Source organism: Rhizobium sp. AN5 (assembly GCF_900215255.1).
GTDB lineage: Bacteria > Pseudomonadota > Alphaproteobacteria > Rhizobiales > Rhizobiaceae > Agrobacterium > Agrobacterium tumefaciens.
Genome location: NZ_OCMJ01000001.1, coordinates 54,341 through 75,303, shown reverse-complemented (window position 1 = coordinate 75,303; position 20,963 = coordinate 54,341). Strand labels below are relative to the sequence as shown.

32 protein-coding genes and 4 tRNA genes are annotated in these 20,963 nt (G+C 58.3%); 33 read left to right on the top strand and 3 right to left on the bottom strand.

The annotated features are described in order from the left end of the window. The first annotated feature begins 1 nt into the window (after nt 1). Nucleotides 2–622, top strand: coding sequence for an AAA family ATPase (locus CRP02_RS00510; RefSeq protein ID WP_097169851.1), 621 nt, complete (start codon nt 2–4; stop codon nt 620–622). Nucleotides 623–633: 11 nt separating this feature from the next. Here the strand turns inward: CRP02_RS00510 and CRP02_RS27270 are convergent, their stop codons facing one another. Beyond that, the gene (locus CRP02_RS27270) at nt 634–1,167 is read right to left on the bottom strand and encodes a hypothetical protein (RefSeq protein WP_143539290.1); all 534 of its coding nucleotides are present in this window, start codon (nt 1,165–1,167) and stop codon (nt 634–636) included. A gap of 258 nt (nt 1,168–1,425) precedes the next feature. On the opposite strand from CRP02_RS27270, the gene CRP02_RS00505 reads away from it, so the two are divergent. The 29 genes from CRP02_RS00505 (at nt 1,426) to CRP02_RS00385 (ending at nt 19,146) form a co-directional block, all read left to right on the top strand. Beyond that, nucleotides 1,426–1,899, top strand: coding sequence for a hypothetical protein (locus tag CRP02_RS00505; RefSeq protein ID WP_097169850.1), 474 nt, complete (start codon nt 1,426–1,428; stop codon nt 1,897–1,899). Nucleotides 1,900–2,060: 161 nt separating this feature from the next. Then, nucleotides 2,061–2,130 (top strand) — tRNA-Ser (locus CRP02_RS00500). Nucleotides 2,131–2,359: 229 nt separating this feature from the next. Beyond that, a tRNA-Cys gene (locus tag CRP02_RS00495) sits at nt 2,360–2,447 on the top strand. A gap of 253 nt (nt 2,448–2,700) precedes the next feature. Further along, nucleotides 2,701–2,773 (top strand) — tRNA-Pro (locus CRP02_RS00490). 300 nt (nt 2,774–3,073) lie between these two features. After that, nucleotides 3,074–3,150: transfer RNA gene (locus CRP02_RS00485), tRNA-OTHER, on the top strand. A gap of 86 nt (nt 3,151–3,236) precedes the next feature. Next, nucleotides 3,237–5,609, top strand: coding sequence for an ATP-binding protein (locus CRP02_RS00480; RefSeq protein WP_097169849.1), 2,373 nt, complete (start codon nt 3,237–3,239; stop codon nt 5,607–5,609). Beyond that, on the top strand, nt 5,606–7,174 hold the full coding sequence (locus CRP02_RS00475; protein WP_097169848.1) for a hypothetical protein: 1,569 nt from the start codon (nt 5,606–5,608) through the stop codon (nt 7,172–7,174). The genes CRP02_RS00480 and CRP02_RS00475 overlap by 4 nt, the downstream gene beginning before the upstream one ends. 99 nt (nt 7,175–7,273) lie before the next feature. Continuing rightward, nucleotides 7,274–7,969, top strand: a complete 696-nt coding sequence (locus CRP02_RS00470; protein WP_097169847.1) for a hypothetical protein — start codon at nt 7,274–7,276, stop codon at nt 7,967–7,969. 36 nt (nt 7,970–8,005) lie between these two features. Further along, nucleotides 8,006–8,257: a hypothetical protein gene (locus tag CRP02_RS00465; protein ID WP_097169846.1), complete on the top strand. Its 252-nt coding sequence runs from the start codon at nt 8,006–8,008 to the stop codon at nt 8,255–8,257. Beyond that, entirely contained in the window at nt 8,217–8,513 is a 297-nt protein-coding gene (locus tag CRP02_RS27390; RefSeq protein WP_179783892.1) for a hypothetical protein, read from the top strand. The genes CRP02_RS00465 and CRP02_RS27390 overlap by 41 nt, the downstream gene beginning before the upstream one ends. Next, nucleotides 8,510–9,055, top strand: a complete 546-nt coding sequence (locus tag CRP02_RS00460) for an HNH endonuclease (protein ID WP_179783891.1) — start codon at nt 8,510–8,512, stop codon at nt 9,053–9,055. Before CRP02_RS27390 ends, CRP02_RS00460 begins: the two co-directional genes overlap by 4 nt. Further along, nucleotides 9,052–9,279 (top strand): peptide chain release factor-like protein, encoded by a 228-nt coding sequence (locus CRP02_RS00455; RefSeq protein WP_097169844.1) that lies wholly within the window; start codon nt 9,052–9,054, stop codon nt 9,277–9,279. Before CRP02_RS00460 ends, CRP02_RS00455 begins: the two co-directional genes overlap by 4 nt. Then, a complete protein-coding gene (locus CRP02_RS00450) occupies nt 9,276–9,842 on the top strand; it encodes a 3'-5' exonuclease (protein WP_097169843.1) in 567 nt (188 codons plus the stop codon). Before CRP02_RS00455 ends, CRP02_RS00450 begins: the two co-directional genes overlap by 4 nt. 79 nt (nt 9,843–9,921) lie before the next feature. Beyond that, nucleotides 9,922–10,713, top strand: a complete 792-nt coding sequence (locus CRP02_RS00445; protein ID WP_097169842.1) for a hypothetical protein — start codon at nt 9,922–9,924, stop codon at nt 10,711–10,713. Between the two features lie 128 nt (nt 10,714–10,841). Then, nucleotides 10,842–11,198 (top strand): hypothetical protein, encoded by a 357-nt coding sequence (locus tag CRP02_RS00440; RefSeq protein WP_097169841.1) that lies wholly within the window; start codon nt 10,842–10,844, stop codon nt 11,196–11,198. Continuing rightward, entirely contained in the window at nt 11,191–11,463 is a 273-nt protein-coding gene (locus CRP02_RS00435; RefSeq protein ID WP_097169840.1) for a hypothetical protein, read from the top strand. Before CRP02_RS00440 ends, CRP02_RS00435 begins: the two co-directional genes overlap by 8 nt. Beyond that, entirely contained in the window at nt 11,460–11,741 is a 282-nt protein-coding gene (locus CRP02_RS00430) for a hypothetical protein (RefSeq protein ID WP_097169839.1), read from the top strand. Before CRP02_RS00435 ends, CRP02_RS00430 begins: the two co-directional genes overlap by 4 nt. Nucleotides 11,742–11,751: 10 nt before the next feature. Next, complete coding sequence (locus CRP02_RS00425; RefSeq protein ID WP_097169838.1) at nt 11,752–12,105, top strand: hypothetical protein; 354 nt, start codon at nt 11,752–11,754, stop codon at nt 12,103–12,105. Next, nucleotides 12,105–12,245: a hypothetical protein gene (locus CRP02_RS27385; protein WP_179783890.1), complete on the top strand. Its 141-nt coding sequence runs from the start codon at nt 12,105–12,107 to the stop codon at nt 12,243–12,245. Before CRP02_RS00425 ends, CRP02_RS27385 begins: the two co-directional genes overlap by 1 nt. Next, a complete protein-coding gene (locus CRP02_RS00420) occupies nt 12,242–13,696 on the top strand; it encodes an RtcB family protein (RefSeq protein ID WP_179783889.1) in 1,455 nt (484 codons plus the stop codon). The genes CRP02_RS27385 and CRP02_RS00420 overlap by 4 nt, the downstream gene beginning before the upstream one ends. Before the next feature lie 80 nt (nt 13,697–13,776). Then, nucleotides 13,777–14,190 carry a hypothetical protein gene (locus CRP02_RS00415; RefSeq protein ID WP_097169837.1) on the top strand — a complete coding sequence of 138 codons (414 nt, stop codon included), beginning with the start codon at nt 13,777–13,779 and terminating at the stop codon, nt 14,188–14,190. A gap of 85 nt (nt 14,191–14,275) precedes the next feature. Further along, on the top strand, nt 14,276–14,479 hold the full coding sequence (locus CRP02_RS00410; protein ID WP_097169836.1) for a hypothetical protein: 204 nt from the start codon (nt 14,276–14,278) through the stop codon (nt 14,477–14,479). Further along, nucleotides 14,479–15,522 carry an NUDIX domain-containing protein gene (locus CRP02_RS00405; protein ID WP_097169835.1) on the top strand — a complete coding sequence of 348 codons (1,044 nt, stop codon included), beginning with the start codon at nt 14,479–14,481 and terminating at the stop codon, nt 15,520–15,522. The genes CRP02_RS00410 and CRP02_RS00405 overlap by 1 nt, the downstream gene beginning before the upstream one ends. Next, entirely contained in the window at nt 15,519–16,964 is a 1,446-nt protein-coding gene (locus CRP02_RS00400) for a nicotinate phosphoribosyltransferase (RefSeq protein ID WP_097169834.1), read from the top strand. Before CRP02_RS00405 ends, CRP02_RS00400 begins: the two co-directional genes overlap by 4 nt. Nucleotides 16,965–17,044: 80 nt before the next feature. Further along, nucleotides 17,045–17,185 (top strand): hypothetical protein, encoded by a 141-nt coding sequence (locus CRP02_RS27380; protein WP_179783888.1) that lies wholly within the window; start codon nt 17,045–17,047, stop codon nt 17,183–17,185. After that, nucleotides 17,185–17,307, top strand: coding sequence for a hypothetical protein (locus CRP02_RS27750; RefSeq protein WP_323455289.1), 123 nt, complete (start codon nt 17,185–17,187; stop codon nt 17,305–17,307). The genes CRP02_RS27380 and CRP02_RS27750 overlap by 1 nt, the downstream gene beginning before the upstream one ends. Before the next feature lie 2 nt (nt 17,308–17,309). Further along, nucleotides 17,310–18,209, top strand: a complete 900-nt coding sequence (locus CRP02_RS00395) for a prohibitin family protein (RefSeq protein ID WP_097169833.1) — start codon at nt 17,310–17,312, stop codon at nt 18,207–18,209. Nucleotides 18,210–18,278: 69 nt separating this feature from the next. Further along, nucleotides 18,279–18,467 (top strand): hypothetical protein, encoded by a 189-nt coding sequence (locus tag CRP02_RS00390; RefSeq protein ID WP_097169832.1) that lies wholly within the window; start codon nt 18,279–18,281, stop codon nt 18,465–18,467. A gap of 373 nt (nt 18,468–18,840) precedes the next feature. Then, nucleotides 18,841–19,146: a hypothetical protein gene (locus CRP02_RS00385; RefSeq protein ID WP_097169831.1), complete on the top strand. Its 306-nt coding sequence runs from the start codon at nt 18,841–18,843 to the stop codon at nt 19,144–19,146. Here the strand turns inward: CRP02_RS00385 and CRP02_RS00380 are convergent. Further along, nucleotides 19,104–19,307, bottom strand: coding sequence for a hypothetical protein (locus CRP02_RS00380; protein WP_143539289.1), 204 nt, complete (start codon nt 19,305–19,307; stop codon nt 19,104–19,106). The two genes, CRP02_RS00385 and CRP02_RS00380, sit on opposite strands and share 43 nt — an antisense overlap. A 292-nt stretch (nt 19,308–19,599) precedes the next feature. Between CRP02_RS00380 and CRP02_RS00375 the strand changes: the two genes are divergently transcribed. Beyond that, nucleotides 19,600–19,845, top strand: coding sequence for a hypothetical protein (locus CRP02_RS00375; protein ID WP_143539288.1), 246 nt, complete (start codon nt 19,600–19,602; stop codon nt 19,843–19,845). Between the two features lie 31 nt (nt 19,846–19,876). On the opposite strand, the gene CRP02_RS27690 is transcribed toward CRP02_RS00375, so the two are convergent. Further along, complete coding sequence (locus tag CRP02_RS27690) at nt 19,877–20,080, bottom strand: hypothetical protein (RefSeq protein ID WP_097169828.1); 204 nt, start codon at nt 20,078–20,080, stop codon at nt 19,877–19,879. Between the two features lie 234 nt (nt 20,081–20,314). Between CRP02_RS27690 and CRP02_RS00365 the strand changes: the two genes are divergently transcribed. Then, the gene (locus CRP02_RS00365) at nt 20,315–20,632 is read left to right on the top strand and encodes a hypothetical protein (RefSeq protein ID WP_097169827.1); all 318 of its coding nucleotides are present in this window, start codon (nt 20,315–20,317) and stop codon (nt 20,630–20,632) included. 22 nt (nt 20,633–20,654) lie between these two features. Further along, nucleotides 20,655–20,906: a hypothetical protein gene (locus tag CRP02_RS00360; RefSeq protein WP_143539287.1), complete on the top strand. Its 252-nt coding sequence runs from the start codon at nt 20,655–20,657 to the stop codon at nt 20,904–20,906. Nucleotides 20,907–20,963 lie beyond the last annotated feature (57 nt).

Genomic DNA, 20,963 nt, shown 5'->3' with positions numbered 1-20,963 from the left:
TATGCTGTTTGGCATCTCCGGCGCGTCCGGCACTGGTAAGACCACCCTCGCAAAGCGGGTGGCAGAAGACCTGGGCATCACTTACATGCCCACGTCCATCACCGAATGCGGCAAGAAGCATGGGTTTGATCCCGTAGCCCCGATGTCCATTCGTTCGCGCCTCGAACTGCAGATGCACTTGCTCAATGACCATGTGGAAATGGTCACGAAGGCAGATCGTCCGTTAATCGTGGACCGCACGCCGATCGATATGGTCGCATACCTCATGGGTGAGTTCGATATGCACTCGCATATGCGCGCCACCCCCGAGGAGATCGTCGCTGCCGAGGAGTATGTGGATCTTTGCCTGGAAACCACGGCAAAGCTCTACGACTATATCTTCATCCTCGGCCAGCTCGACCATTACGAGATCAAGGAAAGCCGTCCGGCCGACAATCGGGCCTATCAGACCCACACCCAGCTTATAATGCAGGGGTGTATGTCTAGGCTCTACGGCCGGATCAACTACACGATCATCCGCTCCCAGGATCTTGAGGATCGCCATGAGGCGCTCCACGACACGATCGTAAGGCGGATGGACGACATTTCGCGTGAGCGGTCCTCGTCCGCTCACATCCACTAAGGCAGGGCGCGTCAGGTTCCCGGCGCGCCCCATTCCGCGTGGGTTATTTCCCAGCCGGGCGGAAATGGGATTGACTCGCCCCAACGCGACTTCGGACCAAGCACCCGGTTTTCGTATCGGCCGTTGGGCTTTCTGATCTCAACCAAAATTTGGCGAGCGTGAAGATTATACAGATTCCGATAGGTTGAATTTCGATGAAGCTGGATGAGCATCACATCCCAAGGATTGTCGTAGTTTGCTGGAACGTAGTTGGTATCGCCGTAAGCCCAAATCCGCCGAATATTAACAAGATTCCCCTGTGAGTTCTTCGTGCAAGAGATGACTTTTCGCTCCCTCTCACCAACAATAGTTGTCTTGTAATATTTTGTCGAAACATCAGTTACATCAACGATACCGTGGGCGACTGTATACGGCCACGATGATCCGTTTCGCGAAAAATATTCAAGCCCACCATTATTGCAACCTTGGGAGTGATCAACATCCTCTATCAAGAGATGCGGCAGGGGGCTCCCTGACCGGCAGTAGCGCTCGTTAATCCAGCCCATGATTTCCCCCGAAAATTACTGAATGCGGTCTACGATATTATTGTTTTCTATCTTTGCAACGACTTTCCGCTCACAACCTGATGCGCTCCGATGAGCGCATCGCTATAAGTAGAAATGTAAGTAAGCACATACTGACAACGAACGAAAGACAGCGCAGATGAGCATTAGTTTCGCACACCTCGTCTGCGCTGCCTCCATCATCTTTGTCGGGTGCTTGACGCTGAATTTGATCTGATCCGCAACCGAAAGGAACTACCCATGACCTACGAAAATCAGGCCGCTGATACCGCTGTCGCAACCGTCGTCAAGATCGACCCGACGCTCAACTCGATCAAGCAGGAACGCGAAGAAGCTGCCGCAGAAGCCGCGCGCATCGAAGCCGAACGCGTCGAAGCCGAGCGTGTCGCCGAAAAGCGCCATCTTATCGGCGAAGTCCTGAACATGCAGGCCGACATCGACAAGCGCTACAAGGCCGTGAAGGCGCAGAAGAAGCTCCTGAAGGGCCTTCGCGAAGACCTCGCTGCGATCGCCGATGACGAAGACCTCGATCACGACGATCTCAAGGCGCTGCTGAAGCGCGGCCACGAAGCTTACAACGTCGGTGGTGAGAACGCCTTCGCTGCTGCTGCCGGCATCGCTTCCGTTCTCGCTGCTGCGATCGCCGGCCGCGGTGGTCGTTTTCACCAGGGCGGTATCGTTCCTCGCGGCCGCGAAGTTCGCTTCGGCCTGTAAGGGTTGACGAATAGACGCCGACAGCCGTCGGGTTGGCGTCTAGGAGCCCGGTGTGTGGCCGATCATTGAAGCCGCCTCGACAGCATCGGGCTCCACCTTTGCCCAGACGGTCCCGAACGCATCGGGTAATCAGCAGAGCGAGAACTGATTAGGGTCGATATGCGGGAGTAGCACAGGGCAGTGCGGCGGGCTTGAAATCCGCGGTCGTGGTTCGACTCCACGCTCCCGATGCTAATCAAGCCGCGCAAGCGGCGACTTAAAACGAGGCGTCATAACCCACGCCTATCGCCTGTTCACCGGAGTAGCGACCCGGCGAGTCCCTGGGAGGTGTTTCGTCCTTTCTACTCCCAGGGACGTTAATTCAACGAGTTGGGACGGCCTGGCGCGCGTTAGCGTCCCAGGTAGTAGGGTGGAGCCGCGGTCCAGACCAGTGCCTAGTCGCTGGCGTCCCAGCCCATCCGATCCGGTAGCGAAGTGGTCGAACGCGCGGGACTGCAAATCCCGTTCCTTTCTTGGACTCGTCGGTTCGAATCCGACCCGGATCTCCAGTTTCGCCCGAATGGGCAACGAAGTGCGCCGAACTTGTGGAGTCTGAACACCGCTCCGCAAGGCAAGCCCCGCCACCGCCTGAGTCTAGCGCTGGGTAGATCGTGGACGCTGCGAAAGTAGCCATCTGATAGGCCGGATGAACGGGGAAACGTTTCGGTGATGAGCTCTTAGGAGCCCTGGCCGCGATTGACACCGCGGATATCACTGGCAGTCGGCCAGAGGGGTATAGGAGCTCATCACCACCATAAATACCGGGAGGTAGCTTAGGGCAGAGCACTGCCTATGGAGGGCAGCGGTCGAGGTTCGACTCCTTGCCTCCCGGCCATCTTTTTGACGAAGGGTGCTCCGATTCAGCCTGGGAGGTAGATTTAGCCCAGGCATCCCCGCATTCTCCGCAAGACCTTTACGGGTTGGAGTTACGCAAGTGCCGACAAGGCCGGCTTAGGGGAATAATCCTCGAATTGACGAGGCATAATCGGACGCTGGTGCATCTTCGGCGGCGCGGTTAGACGAGAGCAATCGCGACCACAGCAGCGCTCCCTGCTCCGTCCGAGGCCAGTTACAAACGGGTGTGCCGGTTCGATCCCGGAACTAAGAGGCACCCTTCGTCAAATCGTGTCCATGTTGGGGATTAGCTCAGGGCAGAGCAACTGGCTGACGAGTCAGACAAGGTTGAGGTTCGACTCCTCTAATCCCCAACCAGATTATCCACTCGTCACCTGACGCACTCCAACGCGTCATTCGCTATAACGAGATAAGTAAGCAATTACATAGGAGAGACGACGACAATGCAGGTTTCAACGATCGCAGAACTCGACACACATGCCGTCATCGGCGGTGGCGAGGCCAAAGCCTTCGGCATGGACGACTCCGCTGAGCTCTATGCCCTCCTCTCCGACAAGATTTACCGCGACAAGAAGCGCGCGGCGATGCGAGAGACCATCTGCAACGCCTGGGATGCACACATTATGGTCGGCAAGACCGACGTTCCGGTCGAAATCACGGTCACTGAAACCGAGATCAAGATCCGCGACTTCGGGCCTGGCATTCCGCTGGAGCTGCTGCACCCGATCTATTGCATCTACGGCAAGTCCACCAAGGTCAAGGACGAGAACCAGACGGGCGGCTTCGGCCTCGGATCCAAGGCGCCTTTCGCCGTGACGGACCACTTCACCATCGTCAACCAGCACGACGGCCTCAAGACCGTCCATGCGATCTCCCGTGGTGGTGTCGCGACCGACGGCAAGCCGGAAATGCGCGAGATGTTCCGCACCGCTTCGACCGAAACCGGTCTGACGGTCACGATCCCGATCCAGCAGCCCAAGGACCGCTACGAGTTCGAAAACCACATTCGCGCTGTCGTCAAGCAGGGCGGAATGCTTGCTACCTTGAACGGCGTGCCGCTTGAGCGCTTCGACTTCACCGAGGCCCGTAAGCACGAGTTCGGCGTCATCCCGAACATCGGGCTCAACGAAGGCCGCGTCTACGTCCTCTACGGCACGGTCATGTATCCGCTGACCAACACTGACGACGCCATGACCCGGCTCGCCGTCGAGGCGATCAATCTTTGTGGCACGAACTCGATCCTGGTGCTGATCCCGCCTCCGAACTCGATCGGCGTCACGCCGTCGCGTGAAGCGCTGTCGTTCTCGCCGCTCACCGACGAGACGTTGAACCGCCTGCTCAACAAGGCGATCAAGACGATCACGCGGGCGCTGGATCCCGCTACCATGCGGTTGCTCACCTCGATCGTTGAGAGCCGCAGCCGTCTGCAGTTGGACGACTATATCAGCCCGCGCAGCGACTACCCGGCAGGAATCCTGTCGACGCCCGATATGATCGCCGACCACGCGGTCTCCACGCACGGTCATCACCACGTTTGGATCGGCATCGACACGCGCCGCAAGCTCTACAAGATCGCCCAGAAGATGTTCCGCGACGATCGCCGGTTCTACCGGCGCGCTCCGCAGAACTTCGGCAATGCGAAGGAGCTGCACTTCAAGCGCACCTCTACGGCGGCACTGCGCATCGCGTCGAAGATGGGCCTGCTCAAGGAGCTGATGCTGTTCGACATTTACAGGCATCGCCACGACTATCCGGGACCGAAGACCAAGCGGATCGGCGAATACGAACGCTCGGGGCACGTCTATCCGGTGCTGTGCGTTGCCCGCAACATGCGCGACTTGCGCCCGATGCTCGCGCTCAAGGGTCGCGAGTTCTACGGCCACGACAAGAATACCTACGTGCCCGGCATGGTCATGCGCCAGTGGACCGAGAAGAACCTCAAGCGTCTGCAGGAACTGTGCGGCCACTTCAAGATCAGCTTGGAGCTGTTCGATTACGAGGAGGCCAAGGCAAATCGCAAGCCTGCCGTGCGCAAGACCAGCGCCGACAAGTATTTCATCCTGGAAGACATCAGCGACAAGAGCCGCGACCGTGACCATCCGGCGTCCTGCGAGGATCCGTCCTTCTACATGATGACCTGGCAGCGCGACGAGATCGCCCGGATGCCGTTCAACGAGGCATACCGCGCCCAGATCATGAAGCTCTATCCGAAGACCGCGCTCATCACGACGAAGGGCCAGGAGGAGAAGCTCAAGAAGGCCGGCTGCCGCAACCTGCACGAGGTCTTGGCTGCCCGCCTGGTCGAACTCACCAAGAAGCGCGAGGTCGTCTACGGCGAGACCATCCGGCACGACCGTTTCATCCGCGATGGTAGCAGCGCCTATCACGCCTCGACCGTCGAGGCTGCGCTCAAGCTGGCTAAGAAGGAACCCCGGATTGCCAAGCTCCTGTTCCCCGACCGGGCAAATCCCGGCGAGCTGCATCAGGAAGCAAAGCTGATCTGGGACTTCCTCTCCAGCGCTGAGTCCATGTCGGACGAGACCAAGACCATCGTCACCCAGGCTAAGGACGGCCTCAAGAAGGCGTGCGGCAAGACCTTCAAGCCGCTGAGCATCTCCAAGGCCGAGGATCACTTCCGCTACCTCAATCCGATCTGCGGCGCCTGGTTCCTCAATGAGCGGGTGTCCGAGTGGGGCGATCAGTTCACCGACGATCTGATCGAAACGATCAAGTTCCTGCAGCGCCGCGCCAAGCAGAAGTCCGCCAAGAAGTCCGCAGCCAACACCAACACCACCGCCCTCAAGGAGGCAGCATGAGCAAGGTAAAGATCCTCAGCGCCATCGCATCTAATTCCGGCGTTACCCTCTTCCTCGACAACGGGGAGGAACTAAACCTCAAGAAGGACACCAAGCGCACGAAGGAGATCCTCGATCAGACGGTCGAAGCTCTCAAGCGCGGCGAGCACATGGAAATCGACCTCGCGACCTTCTCCATCGAGAAGACTATCGAGGAGAAGACCAACGGCGTCGTGAGGTTCGTGCGCGGCCGCTTCTCCCAGCTCAAGGCATTGCTGGGCGGCACGCCGAGCGAGCCGGAGCCCAAGACCACGACTGTCGTTCTGGGCAGCGTCAAGCCGACGCCGGCTCCCACGCCGGTCATGGAGCTGACGAAGCCGTCGGTGTCGTCGCGCTACGTTCCGCAGGACAAGGGTCCGGCTGTCGAATATGAGCCGGAAGAACTGCACGCCGTCGTCAACAACAAGGTCATCCCTGGTGTCGAGGCGCTGACGCCCTACATGGATGCGATCAATCACGGCGAGGACGCCGCAGGCTTCCAGAAGTTCATGGAGCGCATCGCCTCTGTGATCGACAGCCGCTCGCATACTATCAAGGAGCTGCTCAACTTCATGAGCAAGGGCGACCTGCCGATCGCGGATGACGGCTCGATCGTCGCCTACAAGGTGCTGCAGTCCACGTCCAACGGCTTCGTCGATTGCCATTCGCGCAAGGTGACGCAGAAGCTCGGCTCCTTCGTGCAGATGGACGAGAAGCTGGTCGACCCGAACCGGCGCAACGAATGCTCGACGGGCTTGCATATCGCACGGCGCGGCTACCTCTCCGGCTTCAGTGGCGATATCATCACCCTGGTCAAGGTCGCGCCGGAAGACGTGATCGCTGTGCCGCCCGGCGAGCCGAACAAGATGCGCGCCAAGGGCTATCACATCGTCGCGGTCCTGCCGGCTGACGTTCACCCGACGCTGCGCAGCAACAAGCCGATGACCGGACACGAGAAGGCATCCAAGCTGCTCGCGGACGTGATCAAGGGCAATCACACGTCGATCCTTGAGATCGTCAACATCGGCTCGGCCTACGGTGGAAACGTCACCGTCACGCCGGTCGAAGGTGCGAAGAAGATGGCGCGTGCCGATGTCGGAACCTCCGGCGTTGCCAAGGCGCTCGATGATCGCCCCGAGGTGATCGAGGAGAAGGTCGACGTGTCGATCCGCGATCTGCGCAAGCGCGTGGATGAGGTCGAACTGTCGCGTCAGAAGAAGCCGAGCAAGGCCGTTCAGAAGGCCGCTGCGAGCGGCGATCTCTCGGCCGCTATCAGCGCTGCAATGACTGCTCCGAGCGAGCCTGTGAGCTCCCCTGAGTCAAAGATCGGCAAGGGAACTGCCAAGCCGACGCCTGAGAAGGTCGAGAAGTCGAAGAAGGTCGTCGAAAAGGCCAAGGCCGAGAAGGAACTGCCCGAAAAGCATACCCTCGCCCTGGTGCTGCACGCCGAAGGCAAGTCGAACCGTCAGATCGAGGCTGAGCTGCATATTTGCCGCAAGACCCTCAAGAAGCTGTTCGACGCTCGTGGCTTGAAGCCGAACGGCTGATCCCACTCGAATAACCCGTGCGCAATGTGATGTTCTCCGTCGCATTGCGCGCTATAAAATCAGTAAGAACTTACTTACTCACACCTGAAAAGGTTGTTCATGACAATCGTTCATCACCACACCAACATCATGACCCCGACGCCGGCTCCCGCCCTCACTAACGGTCAGCCGGTGCGCGGTCAGTATATGCACTCCGCGAACGGCCGGAAGATTTACCCGTTCGACCCGCGTGGAGAGGAGATCAACATCAACGTGGTTGCGCACCACTTGGCGACGAACAATCGCTGGAATGGCGCCACCCAGCACAAGCGTTTCAAGACGCGGATCAGCTACTCGGTTGCGGAACATTCCGTTTACTGCGCCCGCTATATCCGCGACGTTCTCAAGCGTCCTGACCTGGAGCTGGAAGCGCTGCTGCACGACGGTCCCGAATACGTGACCGGCGACATGATCCGCCCGCTCAAGCACGACCCGCGCATTCACCCGGTCATCAAGCCGCTGGAAGATAGCTGGGAGAAAGCGTTCGCCGATCGCTTCGGCCTGATCTTTCCGCTGCCCAAAGAAGTGAAGATGGCTGACGAAGCCGTTTGCGCAGCCGAGGCCGAGCAGATCGTCCCGAAGCATCCTGATGAAGAATGGCAGTCCGGTAAGATGCACGACGACAAGCACGTCGCGCCCTATGAGATTCAGATGCTCGACGCCTACGCCGCGAAGGAATTCTTCTTGATGGAATACGAAGACGCCATTCGTCGCCGGTCGAATTTCCACGCACTTCCGTCTTCGCTTGATCTATAAGTTAAGTAAGCGTTTACTTAATACGTCGAGGTAGGCATGATCGAGAAGGATGAATGGCCGAGCTACGCCGACGAGCTCGGCCGCAAAATGTCGGAGGTCTTGGAAAAGTGGACCAAGCTCTACGACGCCGGGCGGCTCACCATCAAGGAATACTACCTGATCGTGGTCTCGCTCTACGACTCCACAAGCGGCCTCGCACCGCGAGACATCAGCGATTTGCTGGCAAACATTGAAAAGGAAATACGTGATGAAGCGGCCCGTCGAAAAGCTGCAAAGGCTGGTGTGTGACGCCTGTCACTACATGGAAGATGTGGACCGCCTGCACAAGGGTCTGATCGGTAAGGAATGCCCGGACTGCCAGTCCAATATGCTGACGGCCGAGGACTACCGTATCGCCAAACGCCAGATGTGGAAGCTCTCGATCCTGTCCTGGCTCTCCCGCATGATCGCCAAGATGTATCCGGCTGCCGGTCTTGGCGTCATGACCGTCCAGACGAAGGACGGCGAATTGTTCTCCAGCCTTCACAAGGACCAGCATCTTTGAGCAAGAAGTTCCCCAAGGACACCTGGATCCTGATCGCGATCCGGAGCGGCTATCTGATCGTCTCGGAAGACGGCACCATTCGTCGCGCCAACAAGGCCGACGACAAGGGCGTCGTCGACCGGTCGAAGGGCTACTCTGTCGTCACGCAGCAGGTCCACAAGAAGTCCGGCCGGGTTTACTTCAACATGACCTATGTCGGCTACACCAAGTCGGTCCTGGTCAACCGGGTGGTCGCGCTGCGCTTCCATCCGAACCCGCTCAACTTGCCGCAGGTCAATCACATTGACGGCAACAAGGAGAATAACGCGGCTTCGAACCTCGAATGGTCGACGGGCTCGGACAACGAGAAACACGCCCATCGCACGGGATTGAAGACCGGACGCGGCTCCGCGAACTCGAACGCCAAGCTCACCGCTGACCAGGTGATGAAGATCCGCGCGGCCGCAAACGATAACACTCCGGAAGAGCTGGCGAAGACCTATGGCGTCTCGCGCTCGACGGTCATCAACATCATCAACGGCAAGACCTGGAAGCACGTATGACCCACGCGACCATCATTCCCTACGACGAGTTGAAGATCGAGGTTTACGACGCCTATCCGAGCAAGGGTATGCGTGTTGCCCGCACTCTCACCGGCGTCCAGGTGACGCATCTGCCGACCGGCACGGTTGCACGTTACCACCACGGTCGCGGCCAACACATCAATCGCGCCATCGCCCTCGAAATGCTTGAGGCGGCGCTGACTAATCCGAGGCATCGACCATGACCTATGTTCCAATTATCGCCGGTCTCGATTGGGAGACGACGGGCAAGAACGAGCCCGATCACCGCATCATCGAAGCCTACATTGGGCTCTATCGCGGTGGACAGAAGATTTGGAGCTTCGAGCAGCGCATTGACCCGCAGCGCTCAATTGCAGCCGACGCCCAGCGCGTTCACGGGATCTCGGCGACCGACTTGATCGGACAGCCCACCTGGGACGCGGTGGCTCCCACGATCAATGCGATCCTGCAGCGCGCCGACTTCATCGTCGCCCACAACGGCAATGACTTCGACAAGCCGTTCGGTGAACGCGAAATGCAGCGCATCGGTCTCACCATGACCGAGAAGCCCTGGATCGACACGATGGTCGATGGCGTCTGGGCTTGCAGCGACGGCAAGAAGCCCCGCCTTGGCGAACTCGCCTTTGCCTGCGGCGTCGACTACGACCCGACCAGGGCACATGCCGCGGCCTATGACGTGGATATCATGATGGACTGCTTCTACCGCGGTCTCGATTGGGGCTTCTTCGCCCTGCCTCAGATGGAAGGGATCGCACTCGCTGCGTAACGATCCTGCCGCATCCCAATAGTGACTGCGTTATAACAAATTCATCAAGTAACGCAGTCACTTAGAAAGGAATGCAGCGATGAGCACCGCACTCGCAACGATCCAGCAAAACGCCATGCCGAATACCGCAGACCTCGACGCACTCGACGCCGTTCTCGCAGACCTCGACATTCAGTCCGAGGGTGAGGAAGAAGGCGTGATCTACGAGACAACGCCGGAAGACGAAGCCGAACTCGAAGCAGCGGAAGAAGCCGCGGTCGCGCCGACCGTCCTCGAAAGCGAGGAGCTCGCCGATCTCGACCTGGCGCTCGCCAAGAACGAAATCTATGAGGAGCAGAAGTCATCTTCCGTTACCACGACCGAATTGCCGGCGCCGACTGCAGCCGTCCGGCCGAAGGCCAAGGGCGAGCGTAAGGCAGCATCCAGTGGCGTGACGCGCACGCCTCGCGATATCTCCAAGGTGGCCGACGAGTTCTTCGTGCTCTCGGGCGACCCGTCCACGATGTCGGACGAAGACCTCAAGACCGCCCGTGAGACGACCATGAAGCTCCTGCCGGCTCAGGTAAAGGTCGCCGAGAAGTTCGACAACCTGTTCACCGCTTTGTCCGTCGGCAAGGAGCCGTCCGTCTACGTGATGGTGGCATTCAAGCTGCTCGACAGCAAGGGCTCGATGACTTCGGCTGATGTCGTCGGCGCCTACAAGGCTTCCGGCCTTGGCGAAGGCACCGCGCGCTCGCAGTCAGGTCAGATCATGAACCTCTTCGCTACGGTCAAGATCGCTGATCGCTCCGGGCAGACGCTTACGCTCCGCTCGGACAGCAAGATTGCCGAGCGTCTGCGCAGCCTGGTGCCGGCACCTGCCGCAAGCTAACCCGACTAACTGCGTAGGTAACGGACGGCGAGTTTCCTGTTATCGCCGTCCGCTCACGACTTGATGCACCCCGTCGATGCCACCGCTATAAAGCTAAGTAAGTAATTACTTAGCGAAGGGAGATTTCTATGCAGATCGAGTTTACCGAAGAGCAACTGGACCTGGTGATATCAGCCGTCATCTGCCGCTTATGCCAAGCGAAGGAAGGTCCGGAGAATGATCCCGCTGTTGCAGACCTGATCAAGCGCTTGGACGCGGAGAAAGAGCGCCTGTTCGCTGAGAGGGGTCGTCTTCGCAGCATCACGCCCACCGACACGATCGCCCTTACCGGCCCCGAGCGTGACACAGTCATCGCTGCGCTTCGGTTGTGGCAGGACAATTCCATGATTCCGCCCGCGCTCGTGGAGATCGCCTGCAATGGGCGCGTCCAGGGTCTGACAGACGACGAAATTGATATTCTCATCGAGGAGAAGATCAATGTCTAAGGCGCTCTACCGCTTCTTCGCACGGTTGCGCCTGGCGATCGCGGCCTTCCAGCACGGACACGAAGGCCTGCCTTTCTACGCAGTCATTTACGACAGCTACGAGGGTATCGACCGCACGACCGAAGATCCTCGCGAGGAGTTCTATGAAATTTTCGACAGTCCGGAAGAGGCCGTGGAGTGCTTCTACAGCGCCTATTCGGAGCCACAGATCACTGAGAACCCGCGCCTGGTGCTGATCCTCGGCGACATGAGGAGGTATCGATGAACCTCTATTTCATCTGCGCCCACGACAATGACGGCGAGAGCCTGAATTTGTTTGTGCGCGCCGAGACACCCGCAGAGGCCTTTGAAGCCTGGAAAGCCACTGACTTCTGCTCTGGCTGGGCTTGCTGCTTCGAAGGTGTTCTTTCGTCTGAACCGCCCGAAGACGCGACCTGCGAGGACGCGAGAATCTTCCTGGTCCCGGAAAGCAATCTAGCGGGTCCGATCAGATGGCACACGCCCGACGGCGTGAACGTCGTTGCCCACGTCAACCCTATCTGAGGAAAGTCTTATGGCCGACATTTTCGTATTTGGCTCGAACCTCGCCGGCCGGCATGGCGCCGGTGCCGCGCTCTATGCTCTCAAGAACAAGGGCGCAATTCTCTTGCAAGGTGAAGGTTTGCAGGGCGAGTCCTATGGCATCGCCACCAAGGACGAGCGCATCCGCAGCCGTGGCCTGGTCGAGATCGAGAAGTCCGTGCAGGAATTCCTGCGCTTCGCCGAGGACCACCCGGAGCACACGTTCGACATCACGCCAATCGGCTGTGGTCTCGCCGGCTTCAAGCGCTCGCAGATCGAGCCAATGTTCGCCGGTATGCCATCGAACTGCCGCTTCAACAAGACTTGGGACGAGCACGTAGGCTGATGTTCCCGAAGATCGGTCAATACGACCCTAAGCTCGGGCGAGTTCGCACCGACTCGGATGATTTTTACGACCACCGGAAGCTGGTGCTGGAGAAGATCCAGGAAGCCATGCGCCGTGAGAAGGAAGGAAAGAGGAAATGAGTAATATCTCGGGCAAGACGCTCGTCGCGTGGGGCTTACAGCCTGGCGCATGGTTCAAGGAAGCGCTGCCGTTGGCTCGCCAGCTCCGCGAGGACGGCAAGACCGACAAGGAGATCATTCAGGCGCTGTTTCCGCTCCAGGCAGCCAAGGCTGTCGAGGAAGGTGTGCCGCTGCGAACCAACAACATTCCGTTCGGCCAGTTCATCGAGCCGGAAGGTGACGACGAGAAGGCGAACGTCGCCGGCGTCCTCGCCCACATGGATGCGCTAATGCGCGTTCCGACTATCGAGCGCGGCGCAGTCATGCCTGACGCTTGCCCGTCAGGCTCTGCGATAGGCACGATTCCTGTTGGTGGCGTGGTTGCGACCAAGAACGCGATCCATCCGGGCTTCCACTCGGCCGACATCTGCTGCTCGATGGCGATCTCCGTCTTCAAGCGCGACACGCCGGTCGATTATGTGCTTGATATCGCCATGAAGGCGACCCACTTCGGCGTCGGCAAGCGCACGGCGTCTGAGGTTCGTCAGCACAAGGATCTTGTGAGCCTGGTCAACGGTTTCGAAGCCAACCCGTTCTTGAAAGGGCTGGAGGATTACGCCATCCACCACTTCATGACCCAGGGTGACGGCAATCACTTCTTCTACGTGGGCGAGCTGGAATCGACCGGTCAGATGGCGATCGTTACTCATCATGGCTCTCGTGGGCTGGGCGGTCAGCTCTACAAGCGGGGCAAGGCTGCAGCCGAGCGCCATACGCGGATCGTCGCCCCGAGGATCCCGTTGCACAATGCCTGGATCGAGGCGGATAGCCAGGTGGGCCAGGATTACTGGCAGGCTCTTCAGGCGCTGCGCCTTTGGACGAAGATGAACCACTTCGCCATTCACAACCTGGTCGCCAAGCGGCTCGGTAATCAGATCATCGGGCAGTTCTGGAACGAGCACAATTTTGTCTTTCAGCGCTCCGACGGGCTGTTCTACCACGCCAAGGGCGCAACGCCGTCCTTCAAGGGCTTCTCAAAGGATGACCAGGGTCTGACGCTGATCCCGATGAATATGGCACAGCCCATCCTGATCGCCGAGCACAAGAACAACGAGAACGCTCTCGGGTTCGCACCGCATGGTGCCGGGCGCAATCTCTCCCGCACGGCGCATATCAAGCGCCTCATGGAAGAGTTCGGCGACACGCGCGGTCTGGGCCCGAATGCGATCAAGGCGATCATGGATCGTGAAACGGCCGGCCTTGATGTCCGCTTCTACACCGGTGATCCGGACGTATCCGAACTGCCGAGCGCCTACAAGAACGCAAGCCAGGTGCAAGCTCAGATTGAAAAGTTCGAACTCGCCAAGATTGCCGACCGGATTCTTCCGCGTGGCTCGATCATGGCCGGCGAAATGAAGTGGCACAAGGGCAAGAAGCCCAAGAAGGATACGCAGCCCGCAGAGGCTGCGTAACCCGAAAGACCCCTGCCGAAGTCCAACTCAGAATGCGCGATAAGTAATTATCGAAACGCAAACAACGAGGTATGTCTCAAATGAACGTCAAGTCTCTCCTTCTCGCCGGCCTGATTGTCGCTGCTGGTTTCGCTTCCAATCAAGCGCTCGCCCTGGACGATCGCGACCTTTCGGACTTTGCGTGCCGCGACTACGGCGCACAGTCCACCCGCTGCGAACCGCACTGGAAGGTGAACGAGCGCCGCGAGGTCGAGTATCAGCAGAAGGTGCTGCCGTTCCTCAAGAAGAACGGCTACCCGAGCGAAATCCGCGTCGAAGATCCGGATATGATGAAGGCCGTCAAGGCGGGCTGGGGTGTGCGTAAGAATTGCTACAAGCTACCTGCCGGCGCTGCCACCGGTGACAAGTCCGTCGACAAGGCGAAGGCCGTCTATTGCCTGGTCAAGGAGCGCGGCTTCAAGATCGCGCCACCCAAGATCGTCGCGGCTTACTAACATCAACAAGGGAGCGCTCATCATCCGCAGCGCTCCCTTTTTCTTCACGCTATAACATAAGTAAGCAATTACTTAGTGAGGAACAATGCCGCCAACAGCAGTCAAGCTTGTTCAGGAAGAACTTGGTCTGATCACCAACGCGCGCTTCCTTGATATCGGCACCAACAAGCAGGTCGTGGGCGGCACGCTCAATGGCCGAACCTTCTATTCCGCACCGATCCAGGAGATCGACGGCGATGTCATCCGGACTGCCGAGGGCAGCTTCCGCTTTTCGAGGAGCATCCACTGATGCGCGACTTTCACTACGGCGTCTTCATCGGCCGTTTCCAGCCTCTTCATCTGGGCCACGAGGCCGTCATTCGCGGCGCGCTTGAGCGTGTTGAAACCCTGATCGTCGTTGTTGGTTCGAGCCACATGGCGCCCACGCCCAAGAACCCTTTCACCTTCGCTGATCGCGAAGCGATGTTTACACGGGTTTTCCATCACGAGCTGGAAACCGGCCGTCTGATCCTGGTCCCGCTCTACGATTACGAGCACGACTACGATTGGGAGAAGAACCTGCGCCGTGGCGTCGAGAATGCGATCCTCAATCACGCCAACAAGGGTGGCATTCGCCTGCATGGGTTAAACGACTTCAAGGTCGCGCTCGCCGGCTTCGGCAAGGATGCCTCGTCTTACTATCTGAATATGTTTCCCCAGTGGGACAATATTCAGATCGACATTCAGCACGGCACGCTCAACGCGTCCGATATCCGCGACGATTACCTTCGCCGGCTCCCGCGCCTGCCGCATGACGCTTGCTCGCCGCAGGTCGTCACCTGGCTCAAGGAGTTTGCTCTTACGCCGCGCTTCAAGGATCTGGTCGCCTGGAAAGACGGTCTCGCCAAGGACAAGGAGACCTACGGCGACGGTCCGTTCCTGGCTGCCGATGCTCTCGTCTTTCATCGCGGCAAGATCCTTCTCGTCACGCGCGGCAAGGCTGCCGGTCGTGGTCAGAAGGCTATGCCGGGCGGGTTCGTCGAGAAGGGCGAACGCTTCTTCGATGCCGCGCTACGCGAAGCGATGGAAGAGACCGGGCTCGATCGCGAGACACTTGAGGAACACTGCGCCGGCGAGTGGCTGTGTGACAACCCGAACCGCTCTCTCCGCGGTCGCATCGTGTCGATGGCCTTCGTGTTCGCCATTCCCGCCGACGTGGAACTCCCGGCCGTCAAGGCGGGTGACGATGCGGCTCATGCCGATTGGTATGACTTCGCGTCGCTCACGACCGCTGAGTTCTACGAAGACCATCATTCCATCATCACCAACTTGCTCAAGGGAGACTACCTGTGAGGAACATCATCCTGTCCACGGACAGCTATAAGCAGTCCCATTTCAACCAGTATCCGCCCGGCGCGCAGTTCATCTCCTCCTACATCGAGGCGCGCAAGCAGTCGGATCGCCCGCAGTTCTCCGTCTTCTTCGGTTTGCAGGCGTTTCTGTCGGAATACCTGACGATGCCGATTCAGGCAGCGGACATCGTGGAAGCCAAGGAGCTTTGCCTTAAGCACGGCCTGCCGTTCAACGAGGAAGGCTGGCGCTATATCCTTGAACATCATGACGGCTACCTGCCGATTGAGATTCAGGCTCTGCCGGAAGGTTCGTTCGTTCCGCGCGGCACGCCGATGATCCAGGTCAAGAACACCGACCCGAAGGTTCCGTGGCTTACGAGCTTCGTCGAAACCGCGCTGTTGCGCGCCATCTGGTATCCGACCTCTGTCGCGACGATCTCCTTCATCACCAAGGCGATCATCTATGACGGCCTGAAGCGCTCATCCGACGATCCGGATGGTCAGATCCCGTTCAAGCTGCATGACTTCGGCGCCCGTGGAGTCTCGTCTGGCGAATCCGCGATGCTGGGCGGTATGGCTCACCTGGTCAATTTCAAGGGCACCGACACCCTCGAAGCCATTCAGGGCGCGATGCACTACTACGATGCTCAGGAGATGCCCGGCTTCTCCATTCCGGCGTCGGAGCATTCGACCATGACGAGCTGGGGTCAGGACCGCGAAGCGGATGCCTACTCCAATATGATCGACAACTTCGGTCACGGTCTGTTCTCGGTCGTCTCCGACAGTTACGACCTGTTCAACGCGGTCGAGAACATCTTCGGCGACGAGCTCAAGGAGAAGATCCTCAATATCGACGGCACGCTCGTTATCCGTCCTGACTCCGGCGATCCGGTCGAAACGCCCGTTGCGGTCATCAAGAAGCTTTGGGATATCTTCGGCGGGACCACGAACTCGAAGGGGTTCAAGGTTCTCGACAAGCATGTGCGCGTCATCCAGGGCGACGGCATGACGCCGCAGTCTGTTGCTGCCCTGGTTGCCCGGATGCTGATGGAAGGCTTCTCCATCGACAATATCGCCTTTGGCATGGGTGGTGGGCTCTTGCAGTCCCACAAGCGCGACGATCAGCGCTTCGCCATGAAGGCTAATGCCATCGACTTCGGAAATGGCTGGCAGGACGTGCAGAAGAAGCCCGCGACGGATCCCTCGAAGTCTTCCAAGGCTGGTCGTGTCGCCGTGGTCATGAATGACGGCGAATTCGAAACCATCCGCGAGGACGCGCTGCCCGAGGGCATCGACAACCAGCTCCAGGTCGTCTTCCGCAACGGCGATTTCATCACGACCCAGTCCTGGGAGCAGATTACCGATCGCGCCCACAAGTCGCTCGTTGGCTTTGTCGCTTCGACCATGCAGCGCGTCAACGCCGAGGTGCAGGCGGCTGCATAAGCCGCTCACTACCTGCAGCACTCCAAACTGTGTAGCGATATAAGTAAGTCGTTACTTAGTTCACAGAAAGCGAGAACGACATGCGCCCTGAAGACATGAACACCATCAACCACGACGGCAAGGCATACAACGGTAACCGCGGTGCTGTCATCGTCGCCATCGTCTTCACGGGCGCTCTCGCCCTCGCCGGCCTGGTCGAAGGCATCAAGGCTCTCCTGTGATGGGAAAGCTCGCGATGTTCCTCGGCTTTGCCGTCCTTCTCGTCGTGTTCGCCATTGGCGTCTACCGCACGAGTCTGTTTCTCACCAATCGTTCCGACAAGTCTAAAGGAGACAAGGAATAACCATGAGCCCCGCAAAGATTTTCTCTGGCATTATCGCCGGTATCGCCCTGTTCGTCGCTCTCGGCGTCGTAGGCGGCTCCTTCTACACTGTCGATGAAGGCGAGAAGGCGATCGTCCTTCGCAACGGCGCCGTGACCGGTGTGGCTGATGCCGGCTTCCACTGGAAGGCACCCTGGGTCGACGATACGAAGGAAGTTTCCCTTCGCGACGGCATGATCACCTTTGACGAGATCAAGGCTTACACCCGCGATGGTCAGACCGCGACCGTTCACCGCGTTTCGATCGGCTACCGCGCCAAGCCTGCAAATGAATCCGTCCTGGAGATCTATACCCGCTACGGCACTGTCGAACAGGCAGTGAGCCAGATGGTCACGCGTCGCGTCGGTGAAACGCTCGAAACGGTCTTTGGACAGTTCACCGCTGACACCGCGATCCAGAAGCGCGCCGAGCTTGGCGCCGAATTCACCAAGCGCATCCGCAACATCGATGGACCTGTCGAGATCCTCTCGGCGCAGATCGAAAACTTCTCGCTGCCGGATAGCTACGAGGACAATATCGAAGCCAAGATGACCCAGGAGGTCGAGGTCAAGAAGCTCGAACAGAAGGCGCTGCAGGCGAAGATCAACGCTGAAATTGCGGTGACGAATGCGCAGGCCCAGGCTGATAGCCAGCTCGCGGTCGCAGAAGCCAACGCAGCCGGCAAGCTTGCTGACTCCAAGGCTGTCGCTGAAGGTAATCGCCTTATCGGCGAAGCCGACGCTGCTGCCATCAAGGCCAAGTCCGACGCTCTGTCTGCCAACCCGAACCTGATCGAATACCAGAAGGCTCTGCAGTGGAAGGGCGAACTGCCGACCACGATGACGCCGAACTCTGCGATCCCGTTCTTCAACGCGATCAAGTAACCGCGGATCCCGCAGTCGACTGGAGAAGCCCGCCTCGTGCGGGCTTTTCTGGTTAGAAGGAGGCACAACATGCTCAAGATCACCACAATCCTGCTGATTTTCAACTTCACGGGTCCAGAGCCCGATATCAAGCGCGCAAATGCTGTGTTTACGAGCCGCGACGAATGCCGGCTGGTCGCCGCGGTCGTCAAAAAGGAGTTGAATATGCTCAGGCCCGGTTCGAAGGTCGTATGCGCACCCCGCGCCGGGTCCCGCTAGTAAACCTGCCGACATCCGCTATAGATGCTGCTAAAGTGATCGAATCGAAGGCGAAAAGCAGTGTGCGCGAGGTCCAGGCGCGCGCTGGTGAGGATGGGCCGCACCAGCACCCAGCGAGTGCCCTCGCCTACGATAGGAGAGATATGATGTGGCTTGTGCCATTGAGTATCACCTTTGAGATACGAAAAACCCGCACCACCTGGACAGTGAGAGTGCGGGTCTTATTCGTCTCGTAAGGTAAACGGGTCAGGAGTTAGCGCTCCTGGCCCACTCCGCTAATATGTGTCGCCCGGCGCTTTCCGTCAAGCACCTCCCGATATCCACGATCGAACATGCGAAATTATCTCTGTCAGCAACGAGACGGAGATCTCAAATGTATTTCTACAGCGATACTGCGCCGCGCGCCCATTCCGACATCGACGTATGGAAGATGAACGGCTCGGAAGCCTATCTGCGCCACTACTCCAATTATCTGTTCCTCAACTTCGTAGCCGTCAAGGGCACGCGGGAAGAGCGTGCCTCGGTCGAGAAAGAGATCCTGATTTGTGAGCGGAAGCTCAAGTTCTGGGAGCGGCATCCAAAGTTTGATGCCGCTTATGTCCAGGGCCAGAAGGAGAAGCTGATAAAGCAGTGGCGTCAGGATGCCGCGGGTGCGTCCGGGAAGACCTCGGCGCCGTAAAACAGCGCGCCTTTGGAAAGTTCCTCGATCTCGGTAGAGGATTGTTCTACGAAGGCTTCTTGGGAGAATGGGATATCATTCCTCGCCAAATATACTGTGATCGCTCCGGTGATGGCCTGTCGCAAACCTTCGGTATGCTGATAGAATTCCATGTGGGTCATTCCGTCCGTTCCTGTTATGTTCCGTAGGACAAAATTCCTACACTCGGCGCCGAGAGTCAACCACTTTATGCACGGTGATGTTGTGAATTTTGAATCGCCTACCGCTATCCACGCTGTCGTGAGATACATTTAAGCACGTCGAGAAGCGAGATCCGGGATCGCTACGGAGCTGTCAAGCTACGTCGCCTTCAGGTGCCGATATTAGAGCAAGGTTTTTGGTTGCAATGTCTTGTCTGTTTCGCCCCAGTTCGTTACCAAGATCGCTTCTAAACGAACAATGCAGGGCATGTATATGAACACAGCATGGATGGTAGTTCTGGTGATGGTCCTTGGCGGTGGCAAAGCGCCCGAGACCCAAGTTGTCGTTCAAGGCATAGTGGATCAGAAAGAATGCAACTTTCGAGCTACGACGCTGAATGACCAGCCGCCGGCGACTGTCGATGCTGCCACGGGTCGACCGATCCTGTCGCGGACCTACGTCTGCACACCGGTCAGTCCCGCTGACCTGCAGCGCGATCTCGACAAACTCCAGAAATAACAAAAAGGCCCGTCACAAGCGGGCCTTTTCTTTATTGCTGCGGTGATTGTATCGGAAATACCTCGGCGCCGAGGAAATATGCTTCGCGTAGAAACAGGTCCAGATCAACCTGCGTCTCCGCGAGAAAGCGCCCTACGTCGAAGGTGAACCGACGCTCCTTGAAATGCGTCTCCATTGCGCCGACTACCGCGGCCTTGAGTTCGTTTACGTTCGCGTCAAAGTCATTCCTTAGCATCTGTTTTCTCCGTTCAACCCCAATCACCAGCCCTGGCCCTTGAAACGCGTCAAAGTGGAGATTATGGCTCAGCTTTAAGCCGAATATCTGCCGGTTTGCAACTTCTTTATGGACAAGAAGTTCGGACGGTTAACGAGGGATCAGTGCGCTTCCTCGTTGATTTAGCTATAAGTTAAAAGAAGAAACACGCAGTTTCTGGTTGAAATAGAATGCATCTGACGGAGTGAGCACCTTATGTCTAATACTAACAACTTTCTAGCTGCCGAACAGATTACGGGCACGCAGATCGTGGAAGAAGGAGACGTTGCGCTGCTCCTTAAGAAAAACGGCGCCGTGCAGGCGCTGACGTTTGGTTATGATCGCAATCGGTTACTGCAGCCCAATGAACACCTCAACGACGAGGACCGGGCAATGCTTGAGCAGGGTAAGAAGTTATTCGCCCTCGCCTTCGCGGCCGGTCATCCGCAGCTTATGCAGACGCTCATCGACATCGCCTCTGATCCTGATGTGATCGACTTTGCGACCCTTACGGCCAGCAAGGTGCGGCACTGATCAAAAGAAAGTGACCCGTCCCGTGAACGTGACCAACAGACAGCGGCTCGAATTTGCAGCCGCTGGCTTCCTGGCCGAGATGCGCAAGCAGTGGGCCAAGCTCCACCCCGAGGATCCCTGCCCCGTCAAGAACCTGTCCGACTACCCGGAGAATGAACGCTCGGCGCTGATGGCCGGCGTTCAGAAGGCAGTGCAGTATGCAGGGCCGGACACCGACAATGCCTTCGCAGCCTGGGTTGCGAAGAGGGAAGAAGATGGTTCGCGCGCAACCTGATGCGCTTCCTCAAACTTTTGCGCTATAAATTAAGTAAGCAATTACTTAGGAGGCTCG

Coding starts and splice junctions, on each gene's coding strand:
- CRP02_RS00510 (WP_097169851.1), top strand. CDS start 2: ATGCTGTTTGGCATCTCCGGCGCGTCCGGCACTGGTAAGACCACCCTC.
- CRP02_RS27270 (WP_143539290.1), bottom strand. CDS start 1,167: ATGGGCTGGATTAACGAGCGCTACTGCCGGTCAGGGAGCCCCCTGCCG.
- CRP02_RS00505 (WP_097169850.1), top strand. CDS start 1,426: ATGACCTACGAAAATCAGGCCGCTGATACCGCTGTCGCAACCGTCGTC.
- CRP02_RS00480 (WP_097169849.1), top strand. CDS start 3,237: ATGCAGGTTTCAACGATCGCAGAACTCGACACACATGCCGTCATCGGC.
- CRP02_RS00475 (WP_097169848.1), top strand. CDS start 5,606: ATGAGCAAGGTAAAGATCCTCAGCGCCATCGCATCTAATTCCGGCGTT.
- CRP02_RS00470 (WP_097169847.1), top strand. CDS start 7,274: ATGACAATCGTTCATCACCACACCAACATCATGACCCCGACGCCGGCT.
- CRP02_RS00465 (WP_097169846.1), top strand. CDS start 8,006: ATGATCGAGAAGGATGAATGGCCGAGCTACGCCGACGAGCTCGGCCGC.
- CRP02_RS27390 (WP_179783892.1), top strand. CDS start 8,217: ATGAAGCGGCCCGTCGAAAAGCTGCAAAGGCTGGTGTGTGACGCCTGT.
- CRP02_RS00455 (WP_097169844.1), top strand. CDS start 9,052: ATGACCCACGCGACCATCATTCCCTACGACGAGTTGAAGATCGAGGTT.
- CRP02_RS00450 (WP_097169843.1), top strand. CDS start 9,276: ATGACCTATGTTCCAATTATCGCCGGTCTCGATTGGGAGACGACGGGC.
- CRP02_RS00445 (WP_097169842.1), top strand. CDS start 9,922: ATGAGCACCGCACTCGCAACGATCCAGCAAAACGCCATGCCGAATACC.
- CRP02_RS00440 (WP_097169841.1), top strand. CDS start 10,842: ATGCAGATCGAGTTTACCGAAGAGCAACTGGACCTGGTGATATCAGCC.
- CRP02_RS00435 (WP_097169840.1), top strand. CDS start 11,191: ATGTCTAAGGCGCTCTACCGCTTCTTCGCACGGTTGCGCCTGGCGATC.
- CRP02_RS00430 (WP_097169839.1), top strand. CDS start 11,460: ATGAACCTCTATTTCATCTGCGCCCACGACAATGACGGCGAGAGCCTG.
- CRP02_RS00425 (WP_097169838.1), top strand. CDS start 11,752: ATGGCCGACATTTTCGTATTTGGCTCGAACCTCGCCGGCCGGCATGGC.
- CRP02_RS27385 (WP_179783890.1), top strand. CDS start 12,105: ATGTTCCCGAAGATCGGTCAATACGACCCTAAGCTCGGGCGAGTTCGC.
- CRP02_RS00420 (WP_179783889.1), top strand. CDS start 12,242: ATGAGTAATATCTCGGGCAAGACGCTCGTCGCGTGGGGCTTACAGCCT.
- CRP02_RS00415 (WP_097169837.1), top strand. CDS start 13,777: ATGAACGTCAAGTCTCTCCTTCTCGCCGGCCTGATTGTCGCTGCTGGT.
- CRP02_RS00410 (WP_097169836.1), top strand. CDS start 14,276: ATGCCGCCAACAGCAGTCAAGCTTGTTCAGGAAGAACTTGGTCTGATC.
- CRP02_RS00405 (WP_097169835.1), top strand. CDS start 14,479: ATGCGCGACTTTCACTACGGCGTCTTCATCGGCCGTTTCCAGCCTCTT.
- CRP02_RS27380 (WP_179783888.1), top strand. CDS start 17,045: ATGCGCCCTGAAGACATGAACACCATCAACCACGACGGCAAGGCATAC.
- CRP02_RS27750 (WP_323455289.1), top strand. CDS start 17,185: ATGGGAAAGCTCGCGATGTTCCTCGGCTTTGCCGTCCTTCTCGTCGTG.
- CRP02_RS00395 (WP_097169833.1), top strand. CDS start 17,310: ATGAGCCCCGCAAAGATTTTCTCTGGCATTATCGCCGGTATCGCCCTG.
- CRP02_RS00390 (WP_097169832.1), top strand. CDS start 18,279: ATGCTCAAGATCACCACAATCCTGCTGATTTTCAACTTCACGGGTCCA.
- CRP02_RS00385 (WP_097169831.1), top strand. CDS start 18,841: ATGTATTTCTACAGCGATACTGCGCCGCGCGCCCATTCCGACATCGAC.
- CRP02_RS00380 (WP_143539289.1), bottom strand. CDS start 19,307: ATGACCCACATGGAATTCTATCAGCATACCGAAGGTTTGCGACAGGCC.
- CRP02_RS00375 (WP_143539288.1), top strand. CDS start 19,600: ATGAACACAGCATGGATGGTAGTTCTGGTGATGGTCCTTGGCGGTGGC.
- CRP02_RS27690 (WP_097169828.1), bottom strand. CDS start 20,080: ATGCTAAGGAATGACTTTGACGCGAACGTAAACGAACTCAAGGCCGCG.
- CRP02_RS00365 (WP_097169827.1), top strand. CDS start 20,315: ATGTCTAATACTAACAACTTTCTAGCTGCCGAACAGATTACGGGCACG.